The organism is Rhizobium sp. 05L429 (assembly GCF_056397645.1).
The window spans coordinates 1-13756 of the sequence record NZ_JBFTNV010000032.1 but is presented as its reverse complement, the minus strand read 5'-3'; the positions used below and the strand labels follow the sequence as shown (position 1 = coordinate 13756).

The window sequence follows — 13756 nt, the reverse complement described above, 5'->3', positions numbered from 1 at the left end:
TCGAGATAGTCGCGAAGCCAGTCACCGAACGGCCTGAAACTGGCCGGACCTGAAGTCGACGGAGAGTGAGCGGACCGAGAGGATGGCGGGGTTGGCGGCGCTGCTGCTCTCGGTCGATCTACTCATAAGGTTGCCGCTGACCTTGCCGCCTGTTCGTAGTATCCCGACAAGGCTCGCAGATGGGAGGCAATGTCGGAGAGTTCATCCTGTGAAAGGCCCGAGAGTTTTGTGGCCTCCACCAGCAATCGTTCGCGGATTTCCGAATAGCGGGTCAGCGCTTCCAGCCCCTTGTCGGTGACCTGGATCACTTTTTCCTTGCCGGATTTCCCGGTCTTAACCAGCCCCGCCGCATCGAGCTTCTTGACTGCATAATTGGCGACATGCGTGTCTTCGATGTCGAGCACGAGGCAGAGATCGGACAGCGTCTTCGGACGGCCGCGATGGCGCACCGAATGGATGATCAGGATCTCCACCGGCGACAGGCTCGGCGCGCCGGCGGCAGCCATGCAGCGCACCATCCAGCGGTTAAAAGCATGAGAAAAGAGGATCGATCCATATTCGAGTTCGGAGAGAGCCGGAGAACTGCCGAGCGCCAGATGGGCTGACGACACGATCAATTCGCGGGGAGCTTTTCGTTCCTTCGGTTTATCCAATGAACTCTCTCATCTCAGAACTGAAGTACGTCTGGCAGGTTAGCCAGAAGCGATAATTTGTCAACAAATTATCGCTAAGATTTCTCTATTCTGCCGCCGTTTCTCCGACCTTATTTTCCGATGCGTTCGGCATATAGGAACGCATCACTATCGCATTGATTTTAAATCGTTTTAACCGAATGCACTTTAAGCATCGGATGGTCCGTATCCGCCCCCTGTTGGCGTCACGACCGTAAAGGCTTCGCCGGCTTCCAGCACCGTATGAGCGGCACCAATCAATTCATCTACCGTACCATCGTTGCGCCGAACATAGTTGCGGCCGGTCTGCCCGGGCTCGCCACCTTTCAGGCCGAAGGGCGCGACACGGCGATGGCCGGAAAGAACGGCAAATTCCAGCGTTTCGAGTGTGCGGATCGTGCGCTGCGTGCCGTTGCCGGCATGCCATTGACCGCGGCCGCCGGAATCCGGCCGGATATGGAAATCTTCTAGCACCACAGGGAAGCGGCTCTCCAGGATTTCGGGATCGGTCAAACGCGAATTGGTCATGTGTGTATGCACGGCGTCCGCGYCATGGAAGCCGGGGCCGGCCGGAGCGCCTGAGCAGATGGTTTCGTAATATTGATATTTGTCGTTGCCGAAGGTCAGGTTGTTCATCGTCCCCTGCGCCGCGGCCATGGCACCGACGGCGCCGATCAGGCAGTTGGTCACGGCCTGGCTGACTTCGACATTGCCGGCAACGACGGCTGCCGGATATGCCGGCGTCAGCATGGTTCCCTCGGGGATGACGATACGGATCGGCCGCAGGCAGCCGGCATTCATCGGAATATCAGCCTCGACCAGCACACGGAAAACATAGAGAACGGCCGCCCGCGTGACCGGTGCCGGCGCGTTGAAATTGTCCGGCCTCTGTGCCGACGTGCCGGTAAAATCGACCGTCGCCTCGCGCTTGTCCCTGTTGATGGAGATCTTGACGACGATCTTGCAGCCCTGATCCATCTCATAGGAAAACTCGCCGTCGGGCAGGCGGTCGAGCACGCGGCGCACGCTTTCGGCGGCGTTGTCCTGAACATGGCCCATATAGGCGTCGACGACATCCTCGCCGAAGTGCACAATCATCTTCTTGAGTTCCGCCACACCCTTTTCATTGGCGGCGACCTGCGCCTTCAGGTCGTTGACGTTCTGCGCCAGCGCGCGCACCGGATAGCGCGCACCGGTGAGCAGATCGGCAAGCGCGTCCTCGCGAAAACGGCCGCGATCGAGCAGCTTGAAATTGTCGATATAGACGCCTTCTTCCTCGATATGCGTCGCAAGCGGCGACATGGAACCGGGCGAGATGCCGCCGATATCGGCGTGGTGACCGCGGCTCGCAACCCAGAAGCGGATGCGCTTGCCGGAATCGTCGAAGACAGGCGTGCAGACAGTGAGGTCAGGCAGATGCGTGCCGCCATTGTAGGGCGCGTTGATCAGGAAGACATCACCCGGATGAATGACCGGATTTTCGCGGATGGCGGTCGCCACGGATGCATCCATGGAACCGAGATGCACCGGCATATGCGGCGCGTTGGCAACGAGATTGCCTTCCGCATCGAAGACTGCGCAGGAGAAATCAAGCCGCTCCTTGATGTTGACGGAATAGGCGGTGTTCTGCAGCGTCACGCCCATCTGCTCGGCAATCGACATGAAGAGATTGTTGAAGATCTCCAGCATGRCCGGATCAGCCTTTGTGCCGATGGCCGTGCGCACCGGTAGGGCTTTGATGCGGGTCAGGACGACGTGATCGCGCATCGTCAGCCTCGCCTGCCAGCCATCCTCCACGACGATCGTCTGGTTCGGCTCGATGATGATAGCCGGTCCGGTGACCGTCTGGCCCGGAATGATGCCGTCGCGCAGAACGACCGCCGCATCGTGGCTACCGCCCTGCGAATGAAAGAGGGTCCGGCGAGCGGCCACGGCTTCGCCCTTGCCCGTCTCACCGCGATCGACATCGATCTCGGCCGCCGCACCGCCGATGCATTCGACTTCGACGGCTTCCACGACCAGCGGCTTGTCCTCGGCGACGAAACCGAAGCGGCGCTTGTGCAGCACTTCGAATTCCTTGCGAAGACGCGCCACCTTATCCGCTTGCGGGAACACCGCCTCGACCGCGAGCAGCGTATCGGTACCAGCGTAGCGGATATGTGCCCGAAGCACCGTTTTGATCTTGTCGGCCTCCACGCCCTGCGCAACCAGTTCCGGGAGACCTTCAGCCTGCAACTGCAGCCCGAGGGCGGCAATCGCTGCGGGAGCTTCTCCGTCGAGCGGCACGCCGAGCGCCTTCTGGCGCGTGGAACGGATATCGGCCAAGCCCATGCCATAGGCCGAAAGCAGCCCGGACATCGGATGCAGCAGGATGCTCTTCATGCCCAGCGCATCAGCCACCAGACAGGCATGCTGGCCGCCGGCGCCACCGAAGCAGTTGAGCGCATAGCGCGTCACGTCATAGCCGCGCTGGACGGAAATCTTCTTGATCGCCTCGACCATATTGGCAACGGCGATGCGGATGAATCCGTCAGCCACTTCTTCGGGGCTGCGCCCATCACCGATCTCCGATGCCAACTCGGCGAACTTTTGCCGCACCGCCTCGACATCGAGCGGCTGATCCTGCTTCGGGCCGAAGATCGCCGGGAAGAAATCGGGCAGCAGCTTGCCAGCCATGACATTGGCATCGGTCACAGCAAGAGGGCCGCCATTGCGGTAGCAGGCAGGACCTGGGAAAGCGCCGGCAGAATCAGGCCCGACGCGGAACCGGCCGCTCTCGAAATGCAGGACCGAACCACCGCCGGCAGCCACCGTATGGATCAGCATCATCGGCGCGCGGACACGCACGCCGGCGACTTCCGTTTCGAAAGCCCGCTCGTACTCGCCGTCGAAATGCGCCACGTCAGTCGAGGTGCCGCCCATATCGAAGCCGATCACATGGCCGAAACCTGCCTGCTCGCCGGTTTTGGCAAGACCGACGACGCCGCCGGCCGGCCCCGACAGGATGGCGTCCTTGCCCTGAAACATATCTGCGGCGGTCAGACCGCCTGACGACATCATGAACATGACGCGGGCACCTGTGCGCACCACATCGAGTTCATCGGAAACCTGGCGCACATAGCGGCCGAGCACCGGCGAGAGATAGGCATCGACAACGGTCGTATCGCCGCGGCCGACCAGCTTGATCAGCGGCGAGACTTCGTGGCTGACGGAGACCTGCTCGAAACCGATGGCGCGGGCAATGCGCGCAGCCGCTGCCTCATGCTCGGGATATTTATAGGCATGCATGAAGACGATCGCGACGGCGCGGTATCCCTTGGCGCGCAGATTGCGGAGCGCCGTTTCCGTTGCCGCCTCATCGAGCTCTATCTCGACCGTGCCGTCGGCCAGCACGCGCTCGTTCAGCTCGACCACGTCCTGATAGAGAGCTTCCGGTTTGATGATCTCGGTCGCGAAGATATTCTTGCGTTCCTGATAGCCGATGCGCAAAGCGTCGCGGAAACCCTTCGTAGTAATCAGGGCCAGACGCTCGCCCTTGCGCTCCAGTAGCGCATTGGTGGCGACCGTGGTGCCCATGCGCACCTCGCCGATCAGACCCACCGGGATCGCCTCACCGGCCGTCAGGCCGAGATGCTGCCGGATCCCGTGAACAGCGGCGTCACGATAAGCGTCCGGATTTTCAGAGAGCACCTTTCGGGCATGCAGCTCGCCGGAGGGGTCGCGCCCGACGATATCCGTGAAGGTACCCCCACGATCGATCCAGAAATCCCAGCTACCAGCCGCAGTGCCCAACAAAATCGCCTCCGACGTTCATTTGGAATATCACTAAGAAATTATCGATAAATCGTCAACGTTTTGTGGAAACCGAAATCGACGTAGGGTTCGCTTTTTGGAGGGCGTAGCATAGGCCCAATTCTAAGCCCAGAAAATCGAACGCCGCGGCCTCATCGGTCGCGGCGAGAAGATCAGCCGAAATGACGGTATTGTAGAGGGCCAGCGCGTGACAATGCCGGCCTCGCTACTCTCCTTAACGGGAGGTCAGGTCATCAGGCAGAGCAGCATTGTGGTACTTGCTATAGATGTCGCGTAGCACCTTGTTATCGAAGTTGGTCTTTACCCACTGGTCGAGCCAGGCCTTCAGATTGGCTTCGCCCTTGGGTATGCCGATGCCAAGGTTCGTTTCCTTCTGCGTGAACTTCACCTGCAGCGGATGGTCAGCCATCTTCTTGTTGATGCCATTGATTACGGCCGACTGGCTGGAAACGGTATCGACCTGGCCGGATACAACAGACGTGATCAGTGTTGCGTCATCCTCGAAGCGGACGATATCGGCGCCCTTTGCATTGGCGGTGATATCCTGGTCGTTGGTCGTGGCCCGGGTAACACCAATACGCTTGCCGTCAAGATCGGCATAATTCTTGATCTCGATAGTCGACGGCGCTGCCACGACGAGAGCGAGGGTCGCATAGGGGACGGAATAGTCGATCGCCTTCTTGCGCTCTTCGGTGATACCGAGCGAGGAGACGACCATGTCGGCCTTGCCGGTCTGCACAGAGGGGACACGGGCGGCGTTGGTGATTTCCACCAACTCGAGCTCGACGCCGAGGTCCTTGGCAATCAGCTTGGCGGTCTCAACGTCGGAGCCGGAAGGCTTCAGGTTCTCATCGACGAAGGAATATTCCGGAATGCCCATTGCCACGGCGATACGCACCTTGCCCGCCTTCTTGATGTTGTCGAGTACATCGGCATGCGCAACGCTCGCCAACGCCAGCAGCCCTGCGCCGGCMAAAATTGCCAGTTTCGAAATCATTGTCTTCGGCATGTTCCAAGTCTCCTCTACCTGATTGCCTCTGCCCGCTCTTTGTCGGGCCTCCTCTGAAACCCGCACCGGTCCATCCGGCGCAGGCATTTCCCTCCCGCGCTTGGCGGGGTCTAAAGCTCTGCGGCCATGAACTCCTTGAGTTCCGGCGTCTGCGGATTGCTCAGGATATCCGCACCACCCGTCTCCCAGACCTTGCCCGTGTGCATGTAGATGACGCGGTTGGCGGCGCGCTTGGCAAAACCCATCTCATGGGTGACGACGATCATCGTCATGCCACCACGGGCGAGATCTTCCATGACGCGCAGCACTTCGCCCGTCAGCTTCGGGTCGAGGGCGGAGGTCACCTCGTCGAACAGCATCACCTTGGGCTGCATGGCAAGCGAACGGGCGATCGCCACACGCTGCTGCTGGCCGCCGGAAAGCTGCTCTGGATAGGCATCAATTTTTTCGGAGAGGCCGACCTTGGCGAGTACCTGTTTGGCGATCTCGAAAGCCTGATCCTTGCGTATGCCCTTCACGCGGCGCAGCGCCAGCATGATGTTTTCGGCGACTGTCATATGCGGGAAGAGGTTGTAGCTCTGGAACACCATGCCGATGTCGCGCCGCAGGGTTCTGAGATCGAGCTTCGGATCCTCGACGCGGTGGCCGCACACCTCGATCGAGCCGTCCTGGATCGTCTCCAGCCGGTTGATGCAGCGAAGTGCTGTGCTCTTGCCGGAACCGGACTGGCCGATCAGCGCCACCACTTCGCCGGCATTGATCTCGAAGGAGACGCCCTTCAGCACTTCCAGCGCGCCGAAGCGCTTGACGACATTGGTGAGCTTAACGGCGACCGACATTGAGTTTCCTCTCAAGAGAGCGGCTCCAGACCGACAGCGGGTAGCAGACGCAGAAATACAAAAGCGCTGCGATGCCGAAGACCAGGAAGGGCTGGAACAGGGAGTTGTTGATGACCTGCGCCGCACGGGTCAGTTCCAGGAAACCGACGACCGAGGCGAGCGAGGTGTTCTTGATGAGCTGGACGAGGAAGCCGACCGTCGGCGGCGTGGCGATCTTCAGCGCCTGCGGCAGGATCACGTCCCTCAGAGCCTGCCAGCGCGTCAGGCCGAGGCACTCGGCGGCCTCGAACTGGGTGCGCGAGATGGATTCGACCGAACCGCGCCAGATCTCACCGAGATAGGAACTCGAATAGATCATCATGCCGAGACCGGCCGCCACCAGCGGCGGTACGGAGATGTTGATCACCCCGAGGCCGAAATAGAGGATGAACATCTGGATCAGGAGCGGCGTGCCCTGGACCAGCTGGATGTAAATAAGGGCAGCGCGGCGCAGCCACAGGAAGCGCGAGATACGGCATAGCATGACGAAAAAGCCCGCAATGCCGCCAAGCAGGAAGGCGAGAGCGGATAGCACGACGGTCCAGACAAGACCGTCAAGCAGATAGATCAGATGATTGAAGGAAAACCCACCGAGCATGGCGACCTCTAAAGCGACGTGCCGAGCCGACGGCGGCGCGGGAAAGCGATGAGACCGATGCCGTAGAAGCCGGCCCGCATCAGATAGGTGATGGCGATATAGAGGACGGCGACGACCATATAGGTTTCCAGCGAGCGGAACGTGTTCGACTGGATGTTGTTGGCGACACCCGTCAGCTCTTCTGCTGATATCTGCGAGGCGATCGAGGTCGACAGCATCATCAGGATGAACTGKCTGGAAAGTGCCGGATAGACGCGTTCGATGGCAGGCAGGAGAATGATGTCGCGGTAGATCTGCAGCTTCGACAGGCCAAGCGCTTCGGCTGCCTCGATCTGGCTCGGATGAATGGAATCCATGCCGGCACGCACGATCTCAGCCGTATAGGCGCCGACATTGATGACCATGGCGAAAACGGCAGCTGCGATGATAGGCAGACGGAAGCCGATCGAGGAAAGCCCGAAGAAAATGAAGAAGATCTGCACGATGAAAGGCGTGTTGCGCACAGTCTCGACATAGACGCTGACGAGGGTGCGGAGCGGGCCGATGTTCGAGCGGCGGGCAATGGCRCAAGCAACGCCGATGACAAGACCGATGATGACCGAAAAGACGGTGATCTCGATCGTGACGAGCGCGCCCGACAGGAAATCGCCCCAATAGGGCAAAAGGGCCGCAAAATCGAACTGGTACTGCATGTCCTCCTCCATTCCGGCCGTGTCAACTCCTTTGACGCGACCCCGCTTTCCCGTGGGAAAGCGTCATTTGTCCTCATGGCCGTCGCGTCAGCGCGCCAGCCAGCCTCCGTCGACCGGCAGCACGGTGCCGTGCACGTAGTCGGATGCTGATGATGCCAGGAACACCGCGGCACCGCCGATATCGCCTGGCTCACCCCAGCGGGCGGCCGGAATGCGGGCAAGGATGCTCGCATTGCGATCGGCATCTTCGCGCAGTGCCGTCGTGTTGTTGGTGACGAAATAGCCGGGCGCGATGGCATTGACGTTCACGCCCTTGCCGGCCCATTCACAGGCAAGTAGCCGCGTCAGTCCCGCAAGACCGCTCTTCGAGGCTGTGTAGGACGGAATGCGGATGCCRCCCTGAAAGGAGAGCAGCGAAGCGATATTGATGATCTTGCCGCGGCCCTGTTCAAGCATATGGCGGGCGGCGGCCTGAGACAGGAAGAAAGCCGTCTTCAGGTTGACGTTCATCACCGCATCCCAATCTTCCTCGGTGAAATCGATCGCATCAGCGCGGCGGATTATGCCGGCGTTGTTGATGAGGATGTCGAGCCTACCAAAACGCTCCAACGCCTCTGCAACGATCGGCTTGGCCGGCTCGATCGTGCCGAGATCGGCCTTGATGACGTGGAATTTCGCACCCGCCTTCGTCACCATCGCTTCCGTCTCATCCATCGACGAGCGGCCGACGGCGACGATCGACGCACCGGCTTGCGCCAATGCAGCGGCGATCCCCTGGCCGATGCCGGTATTGGCACCGGTGACGACGGCGGTTTTTCCCGAGAGGTCGAAAAGAGCCTGCATCGTCATCACCTCAGATCGCCGATGGCGATATGGTCCATGTCGGTGAAGCTCTTGTTGTCGCCGGCCATCGCCCAGATGAAGCTGTAGTTCTTGGTGCCGGCGCCGGAATGGATCGACCAGGGCGGCGAAATGATCGCCTGCTCGTTGGCGACGAGCATATGGCGCGTCTCACGCGGCTCGCCCATGAAATGGAAGACACGCTGGTCGGCATCGAGATCGAAATAGAGATAGGCTTCCATGCGCCGGTCATGCGTGTGGCTCGGCATGGTGTTCCAGATGCTGCCGGTCTCCAGGCTGGTGAAGCCCATGGTGAGCTGGCAGGACTGGCAGACCTCCGGATGGATATACTGGTAGATCGAACGCTTGTTGGCGGTTGCCGCCTCCCCCGGCGTCAGATGCCGCGCCTTGTCGCGCGTCAGAAGCACGGTCGGGTGGCTCGCATGGGCCGGCGTAGAAACAAGGTAGAATTTTGCCGGACTGCCGGCATCCGCACTTTCGAAGCGGACATCGACGGCGCCCCTGCCGACATAGAGGCAATCATACTTTGCCAGAGTGTAGGTCGTGCCATCGACGATCACGCGGCCGGAATTGCCGACATTCAGCACCCCGAGTTCACGCTCAGCCAGAAAGGTGTCCTGACCGATCGCCTTCGGCGCCGTCAGCGCCAGGCCCGCGCCGAGCGGCGAAGCACCGCCGATGACCATACGGTCATAGTGGGAATAGGTAAGCCTGATCTCGTCAGGTGCAAACACCGTCTCGACCAGGAAGTGACGCCGTAGCGTGTCCGTATCGAAGCCTCTGACTGCTTCGGGATGGGAGGCGTGTCGTACGTCAATCTKCATTGGAATGATCCTTCTCTCCTCCGGATGCCACCATCTGCGGGGCATCCTCAATGAAATAGGCTGGGTCGAGCATCTCGGCCTTTTCGACTTCGTGCAGCAGCTTGCCGAGATGGAACCCCATGGCGGCCTTGGCCCCTTCCTCGTCGCCGTTGCGCATGCAATCGATGACCGCGGCATGTTCCTCGATGACACGCGTCAGGCGGCCCTGCTGAGGCAGCGTCAGCAGGCGATAAYGGTCACTGTGAACCTTGACCTGCTGGATGATTGCCCAGATGCCTGGAAACCCGGCGATGTTGCTGATGAGCTGGTGGAAATCATTATCGATGACGTGGAAGCTCGCCACATCGCCTTCACGGTGGCAGGMATCCAGATCAGCAAGATTACGCTCCAGTGCCCTGAGGCCGGCCGGCGTCATCTTCTCGACGGCGATCGAAACCGTTGTGTCCTCCAGCGCCTTGCGCACGAGGATTGCCTCATAAAGCGCGCGGCGCGGAATGCGGGAAACGAAAGTGCCGGATTGCGGAAAGACGTCGACCAGGCCGTCATCGGAAAGCCGGATGATCGCCTCACGAATCGGCGTGCGGCTGACACCGAACTGCGCCTCCAACTCCTTCTCGTTCAGTAGTTCCATCGGCTTGCGACGCAGCGAGACGATATCGTCGAGAAGCGCATTATAGACCAGGGTCGCCGCCCGCGGGGCAGCCGCCCGCTGATGCGAAAGCACCGTGACCCCCTGCAGGGAGCGCTTCTTGCGCACGGTTGCGGAGGGCGAATTCATCGCATTCCTTCCAAGAAGCAGATCAGCAATCGCGCGTTTGAAATCATCGGGAACCGCCTCCACTCGGCCTGATGAAGAAAGTAATATATTAGTATCCAACTTCTGGCAAGCGCGTCGATAAGCCGTTTTTGCGATTGTGGAAAACGAGACCGAGGTGGGAATACGCCAAGCCAAAAAGGAAGAGGGTGTGACGCGATCTGTTCCAGCGATTCTCGCGAACCATCTGCAACAAGTGAATAGTGGTCCGCGTTCTCAGCCGATGGCCCTTCGAATGAAAAGCGCAACCAAGGCGCGACTACACCACGCCATCATTCCATCAGCGACGCCGTGTTTAAGACAGTATTGAAAGAAGGTTCTAATGCGCCATTTTCTGGCGCAACCAGAATGGCCGTTGCGGTCCTAAAGCAGGCTCAATGCAGGGGTCGGCGCACGCGGTGCCGCCGGCGCCCGGGTTAAGGATGCACCGCGGACCAGAGGGAACAAGAAAATGAAAGTACTTTTGGCATCCACCATCTTTGCCGCCGGCACGATGCTCGCAAGCGGCAGCGTTTTTGCAGCCGATTGCGGTAATGTCACGATTGCGAGCATGAACTGGCAGTCCGCGGAAGTGGCCGCAAGCCTCGACAAGATCATTCTCGAGGAAGGGTATGGCTGCACGGCCGAAATCGTCACCGGCGATACCGTCCCCACCCTGACCTCCATGGCAGAAAAAGGCGAACCGGATATCGCCCCGGAAGCCTGGGTCAGCCTTCAGCCGGAACTGGTCAAGCGTGGCCTTGAAGGCGGCAAGGTCGTCGAAGGCGCCAAGATCCTCTCCGATGGTGCAATCCAGGGCTGGTGGATCCCCAAATACATCGCCGACGCCCATCCCGACGTTAAGACCATCCCCGACCTTCTCAAGCATCCCGAACTCTTCCCGGCACCGGAAGACAAGAGCAAGGGCGCTGTCTTCAACGGCCCGCAGGGCTGGGGCGGCACTGTCGTCACATCTCAGCTCTTCAAGGCCTATGACGCAGAAAAAGCCGGCTTCACGCTTGTCGACACCGGTTCGGCCGCAGGCCTCGATGGCTCGATCGCCAAGGCCTATGAGGGCAAGCAGCCCTGGGTCGGTTATTATTGGGCACCGACCTCCCTGCTCGGCAAATACGAGATGGTCAAGCTCGGCTACGGCACGGAATATGATGCCGCCGAATGGAAGCGTTGCACCTCGGTTGCAGATTGCGCCGATCCCAAGCCGAATGCCTGGCCGGCCGATGACGTGAAGACGCTGATCAGCAAGAGCTTTGCCGATCGCGGCAGCCCGGCCATCGATTACCTGAAGAAGCGTGCCTGGACCAATGACACCGTCAACAAGCTGATCGCCTGGATGACCGACAACCAGGCAACCGGTGAAGACGGCGCGAAATACTTCCTGAAGAACAACGAACCCCTCTGGAAGGATTGGGTCTCCCCGGAAGCCGCCGAAAAGATCAAGGCTTCGCTCTAATCATTCAGACATGACATGGGCAGCCTTGCCGCTGCCCAGACAATCCTTCGGCGCGACGGCCAAAACAACAATCGGCCGCCGCCACTATCTATTTTGGGGAACCGTTATGGATTGGCTCTGGAAATTTCCGACAATGAACGACGACATGCTGCGCGAGCTGAAGAAGAGCGTGGATGAAGGATTTCGCGCCTTCACCCGCGCCTATGGCGACAGTATCGAAGCAGCCTTCAGCCCGTTGCAAAGTTTTCTCATCTGGGCTGAACGGCTGCTGACCGGCACGCCCTGGCCAATCATCCTGCTGGCTTTGGCCGCCATCGCCTGGTTTGCCACCCGCAGCTGGAAGATCGTTATCGGCTGCGTTCTGACGCTTCTGATCATCGGCTATTTCGACATGTGGCAGGACACGATGAAGACGGTGTCGATGATCCTCGTCTGCACTGTGCTGTCCATCGTTATCGGCCTGCCGCTCGGCATCCTGATGTCGCGCTCCAATGCCGTGCAAAGGGTCGTCAATCCGATCCTCGATGTCATGCAGACGATGCCGAGTTTCGTCTATCTTATCCCAGTCGTCATGCTTCTCGGCATCGGTCGCGTGCCCGGCGTCATCGCCGTCGTGATCTACGCCCTTCCCCCGATGATCCGTCTGACCAATCTCGGCATCCGCATGGTCGACGAGAATGTGCTGGAGGCGGCAGACGCTTTCGGCTCATCCAGCTGGCAGAAGCTTCGCAACGTTCAATTGCCGCTTGCGCTGCCGACCATCATGGCCGGCATCAATCAGACGATCATGATGGCGCTCGCCATGGTGGTCATTGCCTCCATGATCGGTGTTCAGGGCCTCGGCCAGCCGGTTCTTAAAGCCATTGCCAATCAGTACTTCACCCTCGGCGTCTTCAACGGTCTGGCAATCGTCGGCATTGCCATCATCTTCGACCGGATCAGCCAGGCCTATGGTCTGCGGCTCCAGAAGCACCGGGAGATCGTGCATGGATAGCAATTCGATCGAGATCCGGAACCTCTTCAAGATCTTCGGCCCGCGCGGCCGCGACTATGTGGAAGCCGTCAGCAAAGGCATGTCGAAGACCGAGCTCAATAAGGAGCATGGTCATGTGCTGGGGTTAAAGGACATCAACATCACTATACCGGGCGGCAGGATCACCGTGATCATGGGCCTTTCCGGTTCCGGCAAGTCTACGCTGATCCGCCATATCAACCGGCTGATCGACCCCACATCGGGAGAAGTCCTCTATGGCAGCGCGGATGTCTGTCGCATGGATGCGCTGCAGCTTCGCGAATTCCGACGCCGGAAGACCGCCATGGTGTTCCAGCGTTTTGGGCTCCTGCCGCACCGCAACGTGCTGCAGAACACCGTTTATGGGCTGGAGATCCAGGGCGTTGCGAAGGCAGAGCGCGAGGAACGAGCGAATGCCTGGATCAAGCGCGTCGGCCTGGAAGGCTTCGCCGAACATTATCCGAACCAGCTCTCGGGCGGCATGCAGCAGCGTGTCGGGCTTGCAAGGGCGTTGACCAACGATGCTGAAATCCTGCTGATGGACGAAGCCTATTCAGCACTCGATCCGCTGATCCGCGTCGATATGCAGACCGTCCTCCTCGACCTGCAGAAAGATCTGAAGAAGACGGTCGTCTTCATCACCCACGATCTCGACGAAGCACTGCGGCTCGGGGAGAAAATCGTCATCCTGCGGGACGGCGAGGTCATCCAGCAGGGTTCGGCGGCTGAAATCGTTCTCAATCCCGCCAACGATTACATTGCCGCCTTCGTCAAGGAGGTCAATCGCGGCCGGGTCATCAAGATCGGTGCGGTCGCCAAACAGGCCCCTGCCGAAAGCCGGCTTCAGCTTTCTGAGGACATGGATATCGAGGGAGCGTTGCGGGAAATGTCGCGCGCCGACGTCTCCTCTGCCGTTGTCATGTCACCAAGTGGCCAGCAGCTAGGCTGCGTTTCGCTGCAACAGTTGCTGGCGTTGCTTCTTCATCAGATCTGACAATTTTCCGCAATCGAGCGGCATTTGCCCCATGCAAATGCCGCTTGTTCAAACATGGTTAATTTTTTAACTATATTAGCCTTAAGGAAGGAACAGAACGACATACCTGCGTGTTGATAGCTCGCTGTGGAGGGACCCTG

12 protein-coding genes are annotated in these 13756 nt (G+C 59.7%); 3 read left to right on the top strand and 9 right to left on the bottom strand.

The annotated features are described in order from the left end of the window. Nucleotides 1-122: 122 nt before the first annotated feature. The 9 genes from AC1DNW_RS27340 to AC1DNW_RS27300 all read right to left on the bottom strand — a co-directional run bounded on the left by AC1DNW_RS27340 (nt 123) and on the right by AC1DNW_RS27300 (nt 10124). Nucleotides 123-653 (bottom strand): winged helix DNA-binding protein, encoded by a 531-nt coding sequence (locus AC1DNW_RS27340; RefSeq protein WP_113301741.1) that lies wholly within the window; start codon nt 651-653, stop codon nt 123-125. 186 nt (nt 654-839) lie between these two features. Beyond that, nucleotides 840-4466 (bottom strand): hydantoinase B/oxoprolinase family protein, encoded by a 3627-nt coding sequence (locus AC1DNW_RS27335; protein ID WP_477854952.1) that lies wholly within the window; start codon nt 4464-4466, stop codon nt 840-842. 232 nt (nt 4467-4698) lie between these two features. After that, nucleotides 4699-5493, bottom strand: coding sequence for a transporter substrate-binding domain-containing protein (locus AC1DNW_RS27330; protein ID WP_477854951.1), 795 nt, complete (start codon nt 5491-5493; stop codon nt 4699-4701). Between the two features lie 110 nt (nt 5494-5603). Further along, entirely contained in the window at nt 5604-6332 is a 729-nt protein-coding gene (locus AC1DNW_RS27325) for an amino acid ABC transporter ATP-binding protein (RefSeq protein ID WP_113301738.1), read from the bottom strand. Further along, on the bottom strand, nt 6316-6969 hold the full coding sequence (locus tag AC1DNW_RS27320; protein WP_477854950.1) for an amino acid ABC transporter permease: 654 nt from the start codon (nt 6967-6969) through the stop codon (nt 6316-6318). The genes AC1DNW_RS27325 and AC1DNW_RS27320 overlap by 17 nt, the downstream gene beginning before the upstream one ends. An 8-nt stretch (nt 6970-6977) precedes the next feature. Next, nucleotides 6978-7661 (bottom strand): amino acid ABC transporter permease, encoded by a 684-nt coding sequence (locus AC1DNW_RS27315; RefSeq protein ID WP_477854949.1) that lies wholly within the window; start codon nt 7659-7661, stop codon nt 6978-6980. A gap of 87 nt (nt 7662-7748) precedes the next feature. Next, complete coding sequence (kduD, locus tag AC1DNW_RS27310; RefSeq protein ID WP_477854948.1) at nt 7749-8504, bottom strand: 2-dehydro-3-deoxy-D-gluconate 5-dehydrogenase KduD; 756 nt, start codon at nt 8502-8504, stop codon at nt 7749-7751. A gap of 5 nt (nt 8505-8509) precedes the next feature. Beyond that, the gene (kduI, locus tag AC1DNW_RS27305) at nt 8510-9346 is read right to left on the bottom strand and encodes a 5-dehydro-4-deoxy-D-glucuronate isomerase (protein ID WP_477854947.1); all 837 of its coding nucleotides are present in this window, start codon (nt 9344-9346) and stop codon (nt 8510-8512) included. Then, complete coding sequence (locus AC1DNW_RS27300) at nt 9336-10124, bottom strand: GntR family transcriptional regulator (protein ID WP_477854946.1); 789 nt, start codon at nt 10122-10124, stop codon at nt 9336-9338. Before AC1DNW_RS27300 ends, kduI begins: the two co-directional genes overlap by 11 nt. Nucleotides 10125-10611: 487 nt before the next feature. Between AC1DNW_RS27300 and AC1DNW_RS27295 the strand changes: the two genes are divergently transcribed. From AC1DNW_RS27295 to AC1DNW_RS27285, 3 genes are all read left to right on the top strand, one after another. Further along, nucleotides 10612-11610 carry an ABC transporter substrate-binding protein gene (locus tag AC1DNW_RS27295; protein WP_113301735.1) on the top strand — a complete coding sequence of 333 codons (999 nt, stop codon included), beginning with the start codon at nt 10612-10614 and terminating at the stop codon, nt 11608-11610. Between the two features lie 106 nt (nt 11611-11716). After that, a complete protein-coding gene (locus AC1DNW_RS27290) occupies nt 11717-12604 on the top strand; it encodes an ABC transporter permease (protein WP_477854945.1) in 888 nt (295 codons plus the stop codon). Continuing rightward, entirely contained in the window at nt 12597-13616 is a 1020-nt protein-coding gene (locus AC1DNW_RS27285; protein WP_113301734.1) for a quaternary amine ABC transporter ATP-binding protein, read from the top strand. Before AC1DNW_RS27290 ends, AC1DNW_RS27285 begins: the two co-directional genes overlap by 8 nt. Nucleotides 13617-13756 lie beyond the last annotated feature (140 nt).

Excerpts from the sequence above, each read along its gene's own strand:
- AC1DNW_RS27285 (WP_113301734.1), top strand. The coding sequence starts at position 12,597 with ATGGATAGCAATTCGATCGAGATCCGGAACCTCTTCAAGATCTTCGGC.
- AC1DNW_RS27295 (WP_113301735.1), top strand. The coding sequence starts at position 10,612 with ATGAAAGTACTTTTGGCATCCACCATCTTTGCCGCCGGCACGATGCTC.
- AC1DNW_RS27325 (WP_113301738.1), bottom strand. The coding sequence starts at position 6,332 with ATGTCGGTCGCCGTTAAGCTCACCAATGTCGTCAAGCGCTTCGGCGCG.
- AC1DNW_RS27320 (WP_477854950.1), bottom strand. The coding sequence starts at position 6,969 with ATGCTCGGTGGGTTTTCCTTCAATCATCTGATCTATCTGCTTGACGGT.
- AC1DNW_RS27290 (WP_477854945.1), top strand. The coding sequence starts at position 11,717 with ATGGATTGGCTCTGGAAATTTCCGACAATGAACGACGACATGCTGCGC.